Origin of the sequence: Halobellus sp. MBLA0158 (assembly GCF_041477585.1) — an archaeon.
In the GTDB taxonomy this organism is placed as follows: Archaea; Halobacteriota; Halobacteria; order Halobacteriales; family Haloferacaceae; genus Haloquadratum; species Haloquadratum rubicundus.
Map to the genome: position 1 here is coordinate 1,996,806 of NZ_JBGNYA010000001.1, position 13,993 is coordinate 2,010,798.

12 protein-coding genes and 1 tRNA gene are annotated in these 13,993 nt (G+C 68.2%); 7 read left to right on the top strand and 6 right to left on the bottom strand.

Translation table 11 applies throughout. The features are described from left to right. The first annotated feature begins 87 nt into the window (after positions 1–87). Positions 88–1,275: an NAD(P)/FAD-dependent oxidoreductase gene (locus OS889_RS10240; RefSeq protein WP_372389621.1), complete on the top strand. Its 1,188-nt coding sequence runs from the start codon at positions 88–90 to the stop codon at positions 1,273–1,275. 209 nt (positions 1,276–1,484) lie between these two features. Here the strand turns inward: OS889_RS10240 and OS889_RS10245 are convergent, their stop codons facing one another. Then, a complete protein-coding gene (locus OS889_RS10245; protein WP_372389622.1) occupies positions 1,485–2,018 on the bottom strand; it encodes an Rrf2 family transcriptional regulator in 534 nt (177 codons plus the stop codon). Positions 2,019–2,205: 187 nt separating this feature from the next. Here OS889_RS10245 and rocF point away from each other — a divergent pair, with 187 nt between their 5' ends. Then, the gene (rocF, locus tag OS889_RS10250; RefSeq protein ID WP_372389623.1) at positions 2,206–3,123 is read left to right on the top strand and encodes an arginase; all 918 of its coding nucleotides are present in this window, start codon (positions 2,206–2,208) and stop codon (positions 3,121–3,123) included. Positions 3,124–3,216: 93 nt separating this feature from the next. On the opposite strand, the gene gyrA is transcribed toward rocF, so the two are convergent. Further along, the gene (gene gyrA, locus OS889_RS10255) at positions 3,217–5,793 is read right to left on the bottom strand and encodes a DNA gyrase subunit A (RefSeq protein WP_372389624.1); all 2,577 of its coding nucleotides are present in this window, start codon (positions 5,791–5,793) and stop codon (positions 3,217–3,219) included. Further along, positions 5,790–7,757 carry a DNA topoisomerase (ATP-hydrolyzing) subunit B gene (gene gyrB / locus OS889_RS10260; protein WP_372389625.1) on the bottom strand — a complete coding sequence of 656 codons (1,968 nt, stop codon included), beginning with the start codon at positions 7,755–7,757 and terminating at the stop codon, positions 5,790–5,792. Before gyrB ends, gyrA begins: the two co-directional genes overlap by 4 nt. 120 nt (positions 7,758–7,877) lie before the next feature. On the opposite strand from gyrB, the gene OS889_RS10265 reads away from it, so the two are divergent. After that, a complete protein-coding gene (locus tag OS889_RS10265) occupies positions 7,878–8,225 on the top strand; it encodes a ferredoxin (protein ID WP_372389626.1) in 348 nt (115 codons plus the stop codon). A 58-nt stretch (positions 8,226–8,283) separates the two neighbouring features. After that, positions 8,284–8,368: transfer RNA gene (locus OS889_RS10270), tRNA-Leu, on the top strand. A gap of 134 nt (positions 8,369–8,502) precedes the next feature. Here OS889_RS10270 and OS889_RS10275 read toward each other — a convergent pair. After that, positions 8,503–9,321: an HVO_2248 family motility-related protein gene (locus OS889_RS10275; RefSeq protein ID WP_372389628.1), complete on the bottom strand. Its 819-nt coding sequence runs from the start codon at positions 9,319–9,321 to the stop codon at positions 8,503–8,505. A gap of 148 nt (positions 9,322–9,469) precedes the next feature. On the opposite strand from OS889_RS10275, the gene OS889_RS10280 reads away from it, so the two are divergent. Both OS889_RS10280 and OS889_RS10285 read left to right on the top strand, forming a co-directional pair. Beyond that, positions 9,470–11,131 (top strand): TraB/GumN family protein, encoded by a 1,662-nt coding sequence (locus tag OS889_RS10280; RefSeq protein WP_372389630.1) that lies wholly within the window; start codon positions 9,470–9,472, stop codon positions 11,129–11,131. A gap of 100 nt (positions 11,132–11,231) precedes the next feature. After that, positions 11,232–11,873: a zinc metalloprotease gene (locus OS889_RS10285; protein ID WP_372389631.1), complete on the top strand. Its 642-nt coding sequence runs from the start codon at positions 11,232–11,234 to the stop codon at positions 11,871–11,873. On the opposite strand, the gene OS889_RS10290 is transcribed toward OS889_RS10285, so the two are convergent. Continuing rightward, positions 11,874–12,149, bottom strand: coding sequence for a DUF8028 family protein (locus OS889_RS10290; protein ID WP_372389632.1), 276 nt, complete (start codon positions 12,147–12,149; stop codon positions 11,874–11,876). It abuts the gene before it with no gap. Between the two features lie 243 nt (positions 12,150–12,392). Between OS889_RS10290 and purM the strand changes: the two genes are divergently transcribed. Continuing rightward, positions 12,393–13,394 (top strand): phosphoribosylformylglycinamidine cyclo-ligase, encoded by a 1,002-nt coding sequence (gene purM, locus OS889_RS10295; protein WP_372389633.1) that lies wholly within the window; start codon positions 12,393–12,395, stop codon positions 13,392–13,394. Positions 13,395–13,423: 29 nt separating this feature from the next. Here the strand turns inward: purM and OS889_RS10300 are convergent, their stop codons facing one another. Next, entirely contained in the window at positions 13,424–13,966 is a 543-nt protein-coding gene (locus OS889_RS10300) for a CBS domain-containing protein (RefSeq protein WP_372389634.1), read from the bottom strand. Positions 13,967–13,993: the final 27 nt, after the last annotated feature.

Genomic DNA, 13,993 nt, shown 5'->3' on the forward strand with positions numbered 1-13,993 from the left:
CGGGAACCGCGGAAACCGCACCACGGCGGATTTCGGCGTCGGCGGCGTTTCGCAGTCCCTTTATTCGATGCCGCCGCAGAGTCGCGTATGAGTACGCAGGTCGTCGTCGTCGGTTCCGGCTACGCGGGCGCCGGCGCCGTCAAACGGCTCGAAGATGAACTCGATTCCGATGCGGAACTCACCTGGATCTCCGAGAACGAGTACCACCTCGTCCTCCACGAGGTCCACCGCTGCATCCGCGACCCGAGCGTCGAATCGAAGATCGCGATCCCGATCGACGAGGTCAAATCCGACTCGACGGCGTTCGTCAAGGGGCACGTCACGGACGTCGACGTCGACGAGCGCGTCGTCGAACTCGACGGCGGCGAGGACGTCGACTACGACTACCTCCTCCTGGCCGTCGGGTCGGGCACGGCCTTCTTCGGCATCGACGGGCTCGAAGAACACGCCCACGAACTGAAGAGCCTCGACGACGCCCGCGCGATTCACGCCGACGTGAAGGCGGCCGCAGAGGACGCCTCCCGCGACGACCCCGCACAGGTCATCGTCGGCGGCGCGGGCCTCTCGGGCATCCAGACCGCGGGCGAGATCGCGGAGTACCGCGACGAGCACCGCGCGCCGATCGACGTCACGCTCGTCGAGGGCCTCGACGAGGTCTTCCCCGGCAACGACCCCGAACTCCAGGGCGCGCTCCGCAAGCGCCTCGAAGACCTCGACGTCGAGATCCTCACCGGCGACTTCATCTCCGAGGTCGACGAGGAGACCGCCTACCTCGGCGACGGCGAGGATGACCCGGCGCTCGACTACGACGTCCTCATCTGGACCGGCGGGATCACCGGCCACGACGAGGTCCACGGGATGGACCTCGACCAGGACGACCGCTCGCACCGGGTCTTCGCGGACGCGGACTTCCAGACCTCCGACGAGCGCGTCTTCGCGCTCGGCGACACCGCCCTGGTCGAGCAGGGTCCCGACGACGTCGCGCCGCCGACCGCCCAGGCCGCCTGGCAGGCCGCCGACGTCGCCGGCGAGAACGTCGCCCGCGCCGTCGCGGGCAAGCCGCTGAAGACCTGGCGGCACGACGACAAGGGGACGGTCGTCTCCGTCGGCGACGACGCCGTCGCCCACGACGTCAAACTGCCGGTGCTGGGCCGCTTCCCGATGAACGTCTTCGGCGGGCCCGCCGCGCGGAACCTCAAGAAGACGATCGCGGCCCGCTGGATCGCCGACGTCGCCTCGCCGCGCCACGCGCTGGACGCGTGGGACAGCCTGTAATCCGGCATCCGTAGCAGCGTCCACTCGTCGGCGGCGCGACGCCCCGACGGAGCAACCCTGCACGCAACGATCGGCGTGCGGAGTAATCACTATCAGACGGAAGCGTGGGAGCCGCGGCTGTCCGGGATGCTACGATGCCGGCGGCGTGGCAGAGTCGACAGTCGGGAACGGCGGCAGAGGCGAGTCGAGAGGCGGAAAGCGCCGAGAGATCAGTGCGAGGCGTCGCCGACGGGCGCGCGCATGTCCTCGATCCGGAGGATCAGGATGTTCCCGGTGTCGTCCTTGCCGTCGACGACGCCCTCGATGACGAGCTTCGAGAGTGGCGTCGGGCCGACGGTGACCTCGTCGCCCTCGTGGAACTCCCGTACCGAGCCCTGGATGTGGATCTCCGCGCGGCAGAGTTCCGGATGGTGAACCGACGAGAGGTCGATCTCGTCGACGTTGGCGTTCTCGACCTCCTCGCCGTCGTGGAAGAGCGGGACGAACGCGGGCTCGTCCATCTGATTGACGTCGAGCGCCTCGTAGGCGTTCGCGGTCGGCTTGTACCCGCCCTTGGGGCCGGGGACGCCCTCGACCAACTGGAGGGCCTTCAGGCTCTGCATCTGGTTCCGGATCGTGCCGGGGTTACGGTCCACCTCGGCGGCGATGTCCTCGCCCTTGACTGCATCTTCGGTCTCGCGATGGAGATTTATCAGCGCCGTCAGAATAGTTTTCTGACTGGACGTCAGTTCGATGGATGACATACCCGATCATTCGCCGTATACGGCCTTAAATCCGGTGGATGGTTTTACCGACTGTCAAACAGTCACCCGATTTTCGACCCGAAACCGTACCGGTATCTCAATATCGGAACATAGCGCTCGGGTCCGCTCCCTTCGTCGTCGGCACCGTCGGCGGAATCACTTTGTGCGTTCTGGCTCGTGAAGGCCTATGGACGGAGTGACGCGAACGGTCCAGATCATCGGTGCGCCGACCGACTACGGCGCCAACCGCCGGGGCGTCGATATGGGTCCCTCGGCGATCCGCTATGCGGGCCTCGCCGACCAGCTGAGACAGATCGGCATCGACGTCGTCGACGGCGGCGACATCCCGGCGCCGCGGGCCGAAGAGCGCGACCCCGAGGCCGAGACGCTCGCGAGCGGCCGGGCGAAGTTCCTCCGGGAGACCCGCCAGGTCGCGACCCGGCTGGCCGACCGCGTCGCCGAGACGCTCGCGGCCGGGGAGACGCCGCTGGTCCTCGGCGGCGACCACTCGGTGGCGATCGGCTCGGTCACGGGATCGGCCCGGGACGCGCGGGTCGGCGCCGTCTGGTTCGACGCCCACGGCGACTTCAACACGCCGGCGACGTCGCCGTCGGGGAACGTCCACGGGATGCCGCTGGCGGCGCTCCTCGGCGTCGGCGAGTTCGACGGCGTCGAGTGGGCGAACGCGGTCGGCCTCGACGCGGAGAACGTCGCGCTCGTCGGCCTCCGCGACGTCGACGGCGACGAGCGGCGGGCCATCCGGGACTCCCCGGTGACGGCGTTCACGATGTCGGACATCGACGAGCGTGGGATCCCGGCGGTCGTCGACGACGCCCTCGACGTCGCGACGGTCGGGACCGACGGCGTCCACGTCAGCCTCGATCTCGACTGGCTCGACCCCCGCGAGGCGCCCGGCGTCGGAACCCCCGTCCGCGGCGGCGTCACGTACCGGGAGGCCCACGCGGCGCTGGAGGCGGTCGCCGAGTGCGACTGCCTGCGCTCGCTGGAACTCGTCGAGGTGAACCCCATCCTCGACGAGCACAACGAGACCGCGGCACTGGCGACGGAGCTGGCGGCGAGCGCGCTCGGAAAACAGATCCTGTGACGGGCGTGCGATGCGCCCCCACACCACGTTTCCGGTGAAATCGACCGGTTCGAAGGTGTCAGGTCGCGCGGCGGGCCAGTAGATCCCCCGCCGTCAGTCCCCGTCGCCGTCGCCGGATGCGGACGCGGACTCCCCTTCCGATTCGGCGTCCGAGTCGGCGTCGGCCGCGACCTCGTCGGCCGCCGTCTCGCCGGGGTGGACGTCGACGCTGGCGACGGCGTCGCCGGATTCCAAGTCCATCACGATCACGCCCATCGTGTTGCGGCCGACCGTCGAGATGTCCTCGACCGGGGTTCGGAGGATCTGCCCGTCGCCGCTCATCACGAACAGGTGATCGCCGGGGCCGACGGTCTCCAGTTCGCAGACGCGCCCGTTGCGGTCGTTGGTCTTGATGTCGATGAGCCCCTTGCCGTTCCGGGACTGCCGCCGGTACTGGTCGACGTCGGTCCGCTTGCCGTAGCCGTGTTCGGTCACGGTCAGCACCCACTCGTGGCGGTCGGGCTCGACGGCCGCGAGCGCGGCCACCTCGTCGTCGCCTTCGAGGTTGATCCCCCGAACGCCGCGCGCCGAGCGGCCCATCGACCGGACGTCGGCCTCCTCGAAGCGGATCGCCATCCCGTCGCGGCTCGCGAGGATCAGGTCCCGGCTCCCGTCCGTGACCTCGACGTCCGCCAGCGCGTCGTCCTCGTCGAGCTTCGTCGCGATGATCCCGGTCGAGCGGATGTTCTGGAACTGCTCGACGCTCGTCCGCTTCACGTAGCCGTTCCGGGTCGCCATCGTGAGGTACTTCTCCTCGTCGGCCTCCATCTCGGCGGTGTTGACGACGGCGGTGATCTCCTCGCCGTCGTCTAAGTCGAGGAGGTTCACCGCCGACTTCCCGCGGGCGGTCCGGGACATCTCCGGCACCTGGTAGGTCTTGAGCTGGTAGACCTGACCGTGGTTGGTGAAGTACAGGAGGTAGTCGTGCGTGCTCGCGACGTACACCGACGAGACGCGGTCGCCCTCCTTCAGTTCAGTCCCGATGATGCCCTTGCCGCCGCGGTGCTGGGCGCGGAAATTATCGAGGGGCATCCGCTTGATGTAGTCGTCTTCGGTGACGACGACGACGACGTCCTCCTCGGCGATGAGGTCCTCGTGGGTGACCGTCCCGGTGTCCTCGACGATCGAGGTCCGGCGGTCGTCGTCGTACTCGTCTTTGATCTCCTCCAGTTCGGACTCCACCACGGCGTCGAGCTCGTCGGGGTCGTTCAGGATCGTCTCCAATCTCCGGATGCGGGCCTGGACCTCCTCGTACTCGTCTTCGATCTCGCCGGCCTCCATCGCGGTGAGCGAGCCGAGCTGCATCGCGACGATGTGGTCGGCCTGCGCCTCCGAGAAGTCGAAGGTCGGCAGCGCCTCGCCGTCGACCTCGACGACGTGCTCGCCGCGCAGTGCGGCCTTGGCGTCGTCGCGGCTCTCCGAATTGCGGATGACGTCGACCACGTCGTCGACGTTCTCCAGGGCCGTCAGCCGCCCTTCGAGGATGTGCGCGCGGTCTTCCTTCTCTTCGAGTTCGTAGGCCGAGCGGCGGCGGACGACCTCGCGGCGGTGGTCGAGGTACTCCTCCAGGGTCTCTTTCAGATCGAGGACCTTCGGCTGGCCGTCGACAAGCGCGAGGTTGATGACGCCGAAGGTGGATTCGAGGTGGTGTTCGAGCAGTTGGTTCTTGACCACCTCGGCGTTGGCGCCGCGCTTGAGTTCGACGACGACGCGGATGCCGTCGCGGTCGGACTCGTCGCGGAGGTCGCGGATGCCCTCGATCTTCCCCTCGTTGACGTCGTCGGCGATCCGCTCGACGAGGCGCGCCTTGTTCTCCTGGTAGGGGAGTTCGGTGATGACGATTCTGTCCTCTTGGACCTCGAACTCCGCGCGGACGCGGATCCGGCCGCGACCCGTCTTGTACGCCTTGTGGATCGCGTTGCGGCCGACGATGTTCGCGCCGGTCGGGAAGTCCGGCCCCTTGACGTGCTCCATCAGGTCCTCGACCGTGCAGTCGGGGTGCTCGATGAGGTGGGTCGTCGCGTCGATCACTTCCCCTAAGTTGTGCGGCGGGATGTTCGTCGACATCCCGACGGCGATGCCCGAGGAGCCGTTGACGAGGAGGTTCGGGAACGCGGAGGGGAGGACCTCAGGCTCTTCCAGCCGGTCGTCGTAGTTGGACTGGAAGTCGACGGTGTCCATCTCGATGTCGGCCAGCAGCTCTTCGGCGATCGGCGCCATCCGGGCCTCGGTGTAGCGCATCGCGGCCGGCGGGTCGCCGTCGACCGAGCCGAAGTTCCCCTGGCCGTCGACGAGGGGGTACCGCATCGAGAAGTCCTGGGCCATCCGCGCGAGCGTGTCGTAGATGGCGGAGTCGCCGTGCGGGTGGTAGTCACCCATCGTCTCGCCGACGATCGAGGAGGACTTCCGGTGCGAGGAGCGGGCGGTCACGCCCGACTCGTGCATCGCATAGAGGATGCGGCGGTGGACCGGCTTGAGGCCGTCGCGGACGTCGGGCAGCGCCCGGCCCGCGATGACCGACATCGCGTAGTCGATGTAGGACTGTTCCATCTCCTGTTCGATCCGGGCGGTCTCGACCTCGGCGGCGATGCCCGCGCCGGGATCGAACTTCTCGGGGGCGTCCGAGCTCATATGTCGACCCACTCCGCTTCGGTGGCTCGCTCCTTGATGAACTGCTTCCGCGGCTCGACGGCGTCGCCCATCAGCACCGAGAACATCTTGTCGGCGGTGGCGGCGTCCTCGACGGTGATCTGCTTCAACACCCGGTTCTCGGGGTTCATCGTCGTGTCCCAGAGCTGTTCGGGGTTCATCTCGCCGAGGCCCTTGAACCGCTGGACCTGGGTGGGGTTGCCGTCGCACTGCTCCTCGATGATGCGGTCGCGCTCGGCTTCCGTCATCGCGTCGTAGGTCTCGCCGCGGTACCTGACGCGGTACAGCGGCGGCTTGGCGGCGTAGACGTAGCCGGCCTCGACGAGCGGACGCATATGGCGGTAGAAGAGCGTGAGAAGGAGCGTGCGGATGTGCGCGCCGTCGACGTCGGCGTCTGTCATCAGGATGATGCGCTCGTAGCGCACGTCGTCGATGTCGAACTCCTCGCCGACGCCCGCGCCGATCGCGGTGATGAGCGCACGGACCTCGTCGTTCTCCAACACTCTGTCGAGCCGGTGCTTCTCGACGTTCAGGATCTTCCCCTTCAGCGGGAGGATCGCCTGGAACCGCCGGTCGCGGCCCTGCTTCGCCGAGCCGCCGGCGGAGTCGCCCTCGACGACGAACAGTTCGGACTCGCTGGGGTCGCGGCTCTGACAGTCCGCGAGCTTGCCCGGCAGCGACGTCGACTCCAGGGCGGACTTCCGCCGGGTGAGCTCCTCAGCCTGTTTGGCGGCCTTGCGGGCCTTCGCGGCCTCGACGGCCTTCATCACGATCGCCTGGGCGGTGTCGGGGTGCTCTTCGAGGTAGGTCCCGAGCTTCTCGTGGGTCACCGACTCGACGATGCCCCGGACCTCGCTGTTGCCGAGTTTGGTCTTCGTCTGGCCCTCGAACTGCGGGTCGGGGTGCTTGATCGAGATCACGGCGGTGAGGCCCTCGCGGACGTCCTCGCCCTTCAGGGAATCCAGATCGTCCAGGAGATTCTGCTCCTTGGCGTAGTCGTTGACGACGCGGGTGAGCGCCGTCTTGAACCCCGTGAGGTGGGTCCCGCCCTCGCGGGTGTTGATGTTGTTCGCGAAGGCGTGGATCGAGCCCTGGAGCTCCTCTGTGGCCTGCATCGCGACCTCGATCTCGATGTCGTTCTCCGAATCCGAGTAGTAGATGACGTCGTCGTGGAGGACTGTCTTGGTCTCGTCGAGGTAGCGGACGAACTCCCGAATGCCGCCCTCGTAGAGGAACGTCCGCTCGCGGGCGACGTCCTCTGGGACGTCCTCGTCGGCGCGCTCGCCCTCGGGCGCATCGTCGCGGCCGGCCTCCTCGACCAGCCGGATCTCGACGCCGGAGTTGAGGAAGGCCAGTTCGCGCAGTCGGCTTTCCAGGGTGGAGAAGTCGAACTCGACGGTCTCGAAGATGTCGCCGTCGGGCCAGAAGCGGACGGTCGTGCCCGTCTCTTCGCCATCCTCGAGGTCGCGGACGCGCTCGAAGGCGCCCTCCTCGGGCTCGCCGTGGTCGAAGCTGTCGCGCCACAGCGCGCCGTCGCGTTTGATCTCGACCGCCAGGCGCTCGGAGAGGGCGTTGACGACGGAGACGCCGACGCCGTGGAGCCCCCCGGAGACCTGGTAGGACTTGTTGTCGAACTTCCCGCCGGCGTGGAGGACCGTCATGATGACCTCGACGGCGGGTCGGTCGTACTGCTCGTGGGTGTCGACCGGGACGCCGCGGCCGTTGTCCGAGACCGACACCGAGCCGTCGCCGTGGAGGGTGACTTCGATGTGGTCACAGTAGCCCGCGAGGGCCTCGTCGATCGCGTTGTCGACGACCTCGTAGACGAGATGATGTAAGCCGCGAGAGTCCGTCGACCCGATGTACATTGCCGGGCGCTTCCGGACGGCCTCGAGGCCCTCCAGAACCTGGATCTGCCCGGCACCGTACTCTGTATCGCGTGACATTGAACGTATCTTCGTTAAGCCACGTCCGTTCTTAAACCCTCGCACGCGCGGGCGCGAGAAGGAGAATGCGGAGTCAGTCGAACCGACAGCACAAAGGCATCGCCCGCGCTACCGACACGTATGAGCGACGCCGAACGCGACGCCCCGAAGCCGAGCGAGATCGGCAACGAGACGGACGCGCCGCCGGTCTCGGAGAAGCCGTACAAGATCATCTTCGAGGGGAACAAATGCATCGGCGCGGGCCGCTGTGCCGAGGTCGCCGACAACTGGGAGATGGACATTAAATCCGGGCTCGGACGGCCCCAGTCGTACTACATCGGCGAGGACGAACTCGACGAGAACGTCCGGGCCGCGGAGATCTGCCCCGGCAAGAAGGACAAGGGCGTCATCCACGTCGTCGACCGCCGGACCGACGAGGAGATCGCGCCGGACCCGCACGGCGACGGGACGCTCAGCGTCGACTGGTAGCGCGAGCGGTCGGGCGAAACGAAACCACTAACCCGACGTCCCCGGAATCCCCGTGTGCGCGGGGGTGGCTGAGCCAGGCCAAAAGCGGCGGACTTAAGATCCGCTCCCGTAGGGGTCCGCGGGTTCAAATCCCGTCCCCCGCATCCGAATCTGCGAGCGACGCGAGCAGTTCGGTTCTACGGACGGATCTGAATCAGAAAGCGTCGCGAGCGTTGATTCTGCGGCACTCACGGCGTGAATCGGAAAGCGACTGCGTTGCGACCGCGGAGTGGACCCCTCATCCGACGATTTCGGTCCCCGACGGGAGGTACTCCCGCGCGGTCCGCTCGGCCTCCTTGCCCGCCGGCACGAGCGTCGGCTCGGTGATGGGCTCGTCGAACCGATCCCGGTCGGGCTCGACGGGCGCCAGCATCTCGGTGAACATCGATCCCCGGCGGCCGGCCGCGCCGACGATGCCCCCGTAGACCGGCACGTCCTCCGGGAGGTCGTCGGGATGCGGGAACTGCTCGCGGTAGGTCCACGTGGCCCGCCGGAGGTAGTCCGCCGCCCGCTCCTGCTCGTACTGGCTCTCGTCGAAGTACTGCTGGGCGTGCGGGTCGTCGGGGCCGACCTCGCCGTGCTCCGGCGACTCGAAGAGGACCGACTCGGTCGTGGTGTGGACGTGCGGGAAGCGGAGGTTCGCCGTGTAGCTGTCCGGGTATCGGATGATCAGCGGGAAAAACAGCATCCCCGGGACGGTCGAACGCCGCTGGATGCGCCACAGCGCTTCGAGGTAGTAGACGGCGAGCTCGCCGGCCAGATCGTCGCGCTCGCCCATAATGTACGCCCTCGCGACGTCTTCGTAGTCGTCGCCGGCGACCTGGCGAAGCCGGTATTTGCACCGCTCGGCGATGTACTCGAACTCCCGGTCGTAGGCCGTCGCGACCGAAATCGAGGGGTCAGAGAGCATATCGGCCTTCCGGCGGCACCCCTCCGCGAGCTTCATCGCCGTCTTGTGGAGCTGCAGCTCGTCCTCGTAGTTCCGTAGCGGCATCCGGATCGCCCGCCCCTCCAGTACGTCCGCCCGATCGCGCCACCCTTGCTCCCCTGAACTCATCAACCAAACACACGTTCCAGTGAGATAATAACATAAGCGGTCGGGCGGCCGCGCCAGTCGGGCGGATCCGCCGGCTGACGAGAGGGCGACGCGAGGGCGGGCCGATCGCTCCGACAGGGGTAAAAACCACCGCGCGGTAGGAGGACCAATGAGTCAGGAAGCGGCCGAGGAGGGTCGCGTCCGCGTCGTCGGGACCGCCCACGTCTCCGAAGAGAGCGTCCGCGAGGTCGAGGAGACGATCGAGGCCGAGCGCCCCGACGTCGTCGCCGTCGAACTGGACGAGGGCCGGTACCAGCAACTGAAGGGCGGCGAGCCCGACGACATCGAGCCGAGCGATCTGCTCTCCGGCAACACGGTGTTCCAGTTCATCGCGTACTGGATGCTCTCGTACGTCCAGGCGCGCCTGGGCGAGAAGTTCGACGTGACGCCCGGCGCGGATATGCTTTCGGCAGTTGAGACCGCCGAGGAACTGGGCATCGACGTCGCGCTCGTCGACCGCGATATCAACGAGACGATGCGGCGCTTCTGGTCGCAGATGGGCCTCGTCGAGAAGCTCCGGATGGTCGGCGGCCTCGCGTTCGGCATCGGCGACAGCCGCGGCGTGGGGCTCGCGGGAGGGACGATCCTCGGACTGGTCTTCGGCCCGCTCGTCGCGATCTTCGGCGGCAGCGTCGGCATCGGACTCCCGGTGCTCTCCAGGGTCGCCGGCGGCGCGATCCTGGGTGTCGCGGCCGCGGTCGCCGTCTGGATCGCTTCGGCGTCGATGGCCTCGACCGAAGACCGCCTGCTCGCCGCGCTCGGCATCGGCGTCGCCGCGGGCGGTATCGGCGGCGTCGGACTCGGGCTCGCCGCGCCCGTCACCGACCTGCTCGGGTCCTTCGTCGTTCGCGTCGTCGGAAGTATGACCCTGGGCGTCTTCGGCGGCCTGCTCGTCGGCGGCGTGCTCGGGCAGTTCGCGGCCTCGTTCGGCTACGGCGACGTCGAGGACGTCGAGGAACTGGATATGTCCGAGATGACCGACACCGACGTCGTGAGCGCGATGATGGAGGAGTTCCGGCAGTTCTCGCCCGGCGGCGCGCAGGCGCTCATCGACGAGCGCGACGCGTTCATCGCGCACAAGCTGATCGCGCTCAGACAGACCGGCGCCGACGTCGTCGCCGTCGTCGGGGCGGGCCACCGCGAGGGGATCGAGCGCTACCTCGACCACCCCGAGGAACTCCCGCCGATGGAGTCGCTCACGGGCACCCAGAGCGGCCGGATCCCGTGGGCGAAGGTCGTCGGCACCGGCATCTCGGTCGTCGTCGTCGGCTTCTTCGTCCTGCTGGCGCTGTCGTCGGCCGGCGACGGCACCCTGCTCCGGCTGTTCGGCGCGTGGTTCCTCGTCAACGGCCTCTTCGCCGCGGGGCTGGCGAAGGCCGCGGGCGCGCGGTGGTCGTCGTCGCTCGTCGGCGGCGCCGTCGCGTGGATGACCTCGATCAACCCCTTCCTCGCGCCCGGGTGGTTCACGGGCTATATGGAACTCCAGCACGACCCCGTGAACATCTCCGACATCGGGACGCTCAACGAACTGCTCGCCGACGAGGAAAAGCCGATCCCCGATCTCTTGGAGGAGATGTTCGCCGTCCCGCTGTTCCGCCTCATCGTCGTCGTGGCGGCGACGAACGTCGGCAGCATCGTCGCCTCCGCGCTGTTCGTCGCGTACCTCCTGCCCCTGTTCGCGCTCGACCTCGGCGGCGCGGCGGGCGTGACTCGGCTCCTCTTCGAGGGCGCGCGGAACGGCTGGGAGATCCTCTGGAGCGTGCTCGGATGAACAGAGCGACCGGCGCTGCCGAGGCTCGCGTGCGGTCCGCATCCGCACTCGCACCCGTGCCCACAAGGGCCATCACGCTCTCGCCCCAACCTCGCCCACGATGAGCGCGCCCAGTCCCAGCCTCTCGTTCAGCTCGAAGGAACTCCGGGACCTGGCGCTCGCGTGGATCGCGCTCGGTCTCGCGTTCGCCATCTTCTTCGCCGGCGGCGGCCAGCGCGCCGTGACCGGGATCCTCCGCGGCGGCATCGTCGGCCCGCTCCTGCTCAGCCTGCTCACCGCCGGGATGGGCTTTCTCCTCCACGAGGTCGCCCACAAGGTCGTCGCCGTCCGGTTCGGCCAGGTCGCGGAGTTCCGCGCCGACTACGGGATGCTCTTTCTGGCCGTGGTGAGCGCGCTCGCCGGCTTCATCTTCGCGGCCCCTGGCGCGGTCCACCACCGCGGCCGACTCACCAGGCGGGAACACGGGCTGATCGCGCTGGCCGGCCCGGCGACGAATATCGTCCTCGCGGTCGTGTTCCTCCCGGTGTTCTTCGTCGGCCTGCTGGTGAACTCGGAGTTCGTCGCGCTCGCGGGCTCGCGCGGGCTGACGATCAATCTCTTCTTGGCGACGTTCAATATGCTCCCCTTCGGACCGCTCGACGGCAAGACCGTACTGGGCTGGAGCAAAACGGCGTTCGCGGCCTTCTTCGTCCCTTCGGTGGTGCTGACGATCGGCGCCTTCGTCGTCGGGTTCGGGTTCTGATCAGTCGCGGTCCGCCGACGGCTGTCGGTGGCCGTGCCCGGCGACGAGGGCGAGCGCGTTCGCCGCGAGCAGGCCGGCGAACAGCGCGCCCTCGCTCCCGGTGAGCCCGCCCGCGAGGAGCGGGAGGTAGGCCGCCGGGAGCAGGACCGCGATCCAGAAGCCGACGGCCGCGACGCCGCGGCGTCCGACGTCGGCCGCGACGGCCGCGAGGTCGATCGGCCGCCTGAGCGCGTCGCGTTCGATGGAGGGATCGAAAGATTCGGGGACACTGGACATCTGTTCTCGTCCGTACGAAGGGGCGGGACCCCCATATAACGCCGAGAGCGTTCAGTCGTTTCGCGACCGTTCACCGCGGGCTCCCGGCACTTTGGCGACGTTTTACGAGCGTTTTAGAAGGCCGTAGATCGTTCAAAGACTGATCTGATACGTTCTCGCCGCTTGTGGTGAACAGATCCGAACGGGACCTCAGCGCGCTCGCAGACCGGACGTATTTTGATTCCTCGCCGCGGGTGTCCGCGTATGAGCGACGACGACGCGGCTCCGGGGGGCTCGGACGCCGACGACGAGGAACTGACCTACGCCGACGCGGGCGTGGACATCGAGGCCAGCGAGGCGGCGACGGCGGCGCTGATCGGCGCCGTCGGCGAGAGCGAGGGCGACTACGCCGGGCTGCTCGACATCGGCGACCGCTACCTCGCGCTGGCGACGGACGGGGTCGGCACGAAGCTCCTCGTCGCGGAGGCGCTGGCGGACTACTCGACGGTCGGTATCGACTGCATCGCGATGAACGCCAACGACCTCGTCGCGGCCGGCGTCCGCCCGGTGGCGTTCGTCGACTACCTCGCGGTGGACGAGCCCGACGAGACGTTCTCCGAGCAGGTGGGCCAGGGGCTCGACGCGGGCGCCGAGGCGGCCGACATCGAACTCGTCGGCGGCGAGACGGCCGTGATGCCCGAGGTCGTCCGCGGCCTCGATCTCGCGGGCACCTGCGCCGGCCTCGCGGCCAAGGACGCCGTCTTCCCCGGCGAGGCCGAACCGGGCGACGCGCTCGTCGGCTTTTCGTCCTCGGGGATCCACTCCAACGGGCTGACGCTCGCGCGGACGGCGGTCACCCGCGAGCACGAGTACACCGATCCCTGTCCGTTCGGCGACTACGACACCCTCGGGGAGGCGCTCCTCGAACCGACGCGGATCTACACCCATCTGCTGGATCCGATGCGCGACCACGACGTCCGCGCGGCGGCCCACGTCACCGGCGGCGGGTGGACGAACCTCGAACGGCTGGGCGAGCACCGCTACGTGATCGAGGATCCCTTCGACGCCCAGCCCGTCTTCGAGTTCGTCCAGTCGGCGGGCAACGTCTCCGACGAGGAGATGCACCGGACGTTCAACATGGGGACCGGCTTCGTCTGCGCGCTCGCGCCCGACGACGCCGAGGCGCTCGCCGATGACACGGAGGGCCGCGTGATCGGCCGCGTCGAAGAAGGAACGGGCGTTTCGATCCGCGGGCTCGAACTCTGAGGGCGGGACGAAGCGGCCTCGCAACCGGATTACAGATGTGCGGCGACGTCGGCCTCGGTGATGATGCCGATGGTGTCGCCGCCCTCGACGACCAGGACCGCGGAGTGGTGATCCAGCGCCGCGTCGATCTCTTCTAACGTCGCCGACCGCTCGACGGTCGTGACCGACTCCCGCATCACGTCCGCGACGGGGAGCGTCCCGACGTCGTCCTGCTCTTGTGCGTGCCGGATGTCGCTGTTGGAGATGATCCCGACGGGGCGGCCGTCGCGGATGACTGGCAGTTGGGAGAAGCCCTCGTCGAGCATCACGTCGCGGGCGAAGCGCACCGAGTCGTCGGGGGCGACGCTCGTGACGTCGTCGTTCATCAGGTCCTCCGCGCGGACGACGCTGCCTTCGGCCTCTTCGAGCGCGTTGACGATCCGACGGAGCGTCGACAGCCGGGGGTCGACGTCGCCGCCCTCGATCCGGGCGATGAGCGGCTGAGAGACCTCGGCCATCTCGGCGAGCGTGCTCTGCGTCAGGTCGAGCTCGGTGCGACGCTGACGCAGGTCCTCGGGCGTGGGAAGGTCCATACCCCTAATTACCCGAAGTTATACGAA

What these genes read in the sequence shown, in the direction of transcription:
- gyrB (WP_372389625.1), bottom strand. Translation starts at nt 7,757, where the DNA reads ATGTCACGCGATACAGAGTACGGTGCCGGGCAGATCCAGGTTCTGGAG.
- gyrA (WP_372389624.1), bottom strand. Translation starts at nt 5,793, where the DNA reads ATGAGCTCGGACGCCCCCGAGAAGTTCGATCCCGGCGCGGGCATCGCC.
- OS889_RS10280 (WP_372389630.1), top strand. Translation starts at nt 9,470, where the DNA reads ATGAGTCAGGAAGCGGCCGAGGAGGGTCGCGTCCGCGTCGTCGGGACC.
- OS889_RS10300 (WP_372389634.1), bottom strand. Translation starts at nt 13,966, where the DNA reads ATGGACCTTCCCACGCCCGAGGACCTGCGTCAGCGTCGCACCGAGCTC.
- purM (WP_372389633.1), top strand. Translation starts at nt 12,393, where the DNA reads ATGAGCGACGACGACGCGGCTCCGGGGGGCTCGGACGCCGACGACGAG.
- OS889_RS10275 (WP_372389628.1), bottom strand. Translation starts at nt 9,321, where the DNA reads ATGAGTTCAGGGGAGCAAGGGTGGCGCGATCGGGCGGACGTACTGGAG.
- OS889_RS10265 (WP_372389626.1), top strand. Translation starts at nt 7,878, where the DNA reads ATGAGCGACGCCGAACGCGACGCCCCGAAGCCGAGCGAGATCGGCAAC.
- OS889_RS10285 (WP_372389631.1), top strand. Translation starts at nt 11,232, where the DNA reads ATGAGCGCGCCCAGTCCCAGCCTCTCGTTCAGCTCGAAGGAACTCCGG.
- OS889_RS10245 (WP_372389622.1), bottom strand. Translation starts at nt 2,018, where the DNA reads ATGTCATCCATCGAACTGACGTCCAGTCAGAAAACTATTCTGACGGCG.
- OS889_RS10290 (WP_372389632.1), bottom strand. Translation starts at nt 12,149, where the DNA reads ATGTCCAGTGTCCCCGAATCTTTCGATCCCTCCATCGAACGCGACGCG.
- OS889_RS10240 (WP_372389621.1), top strand. Translation starts at nt 88, where the DNA reads ATGAGTACGCAGGTCGTCGTCGTCGGTTCCGGCTACGCGGGCGCCGGC.
- rocF (WP_372389623.1), top strand. Translation starts at nt 2,206, where the DNA reads ATGGACGGAGTGACGCGAACGGTCCAGATCATCGGTGCGCCGACCGAC.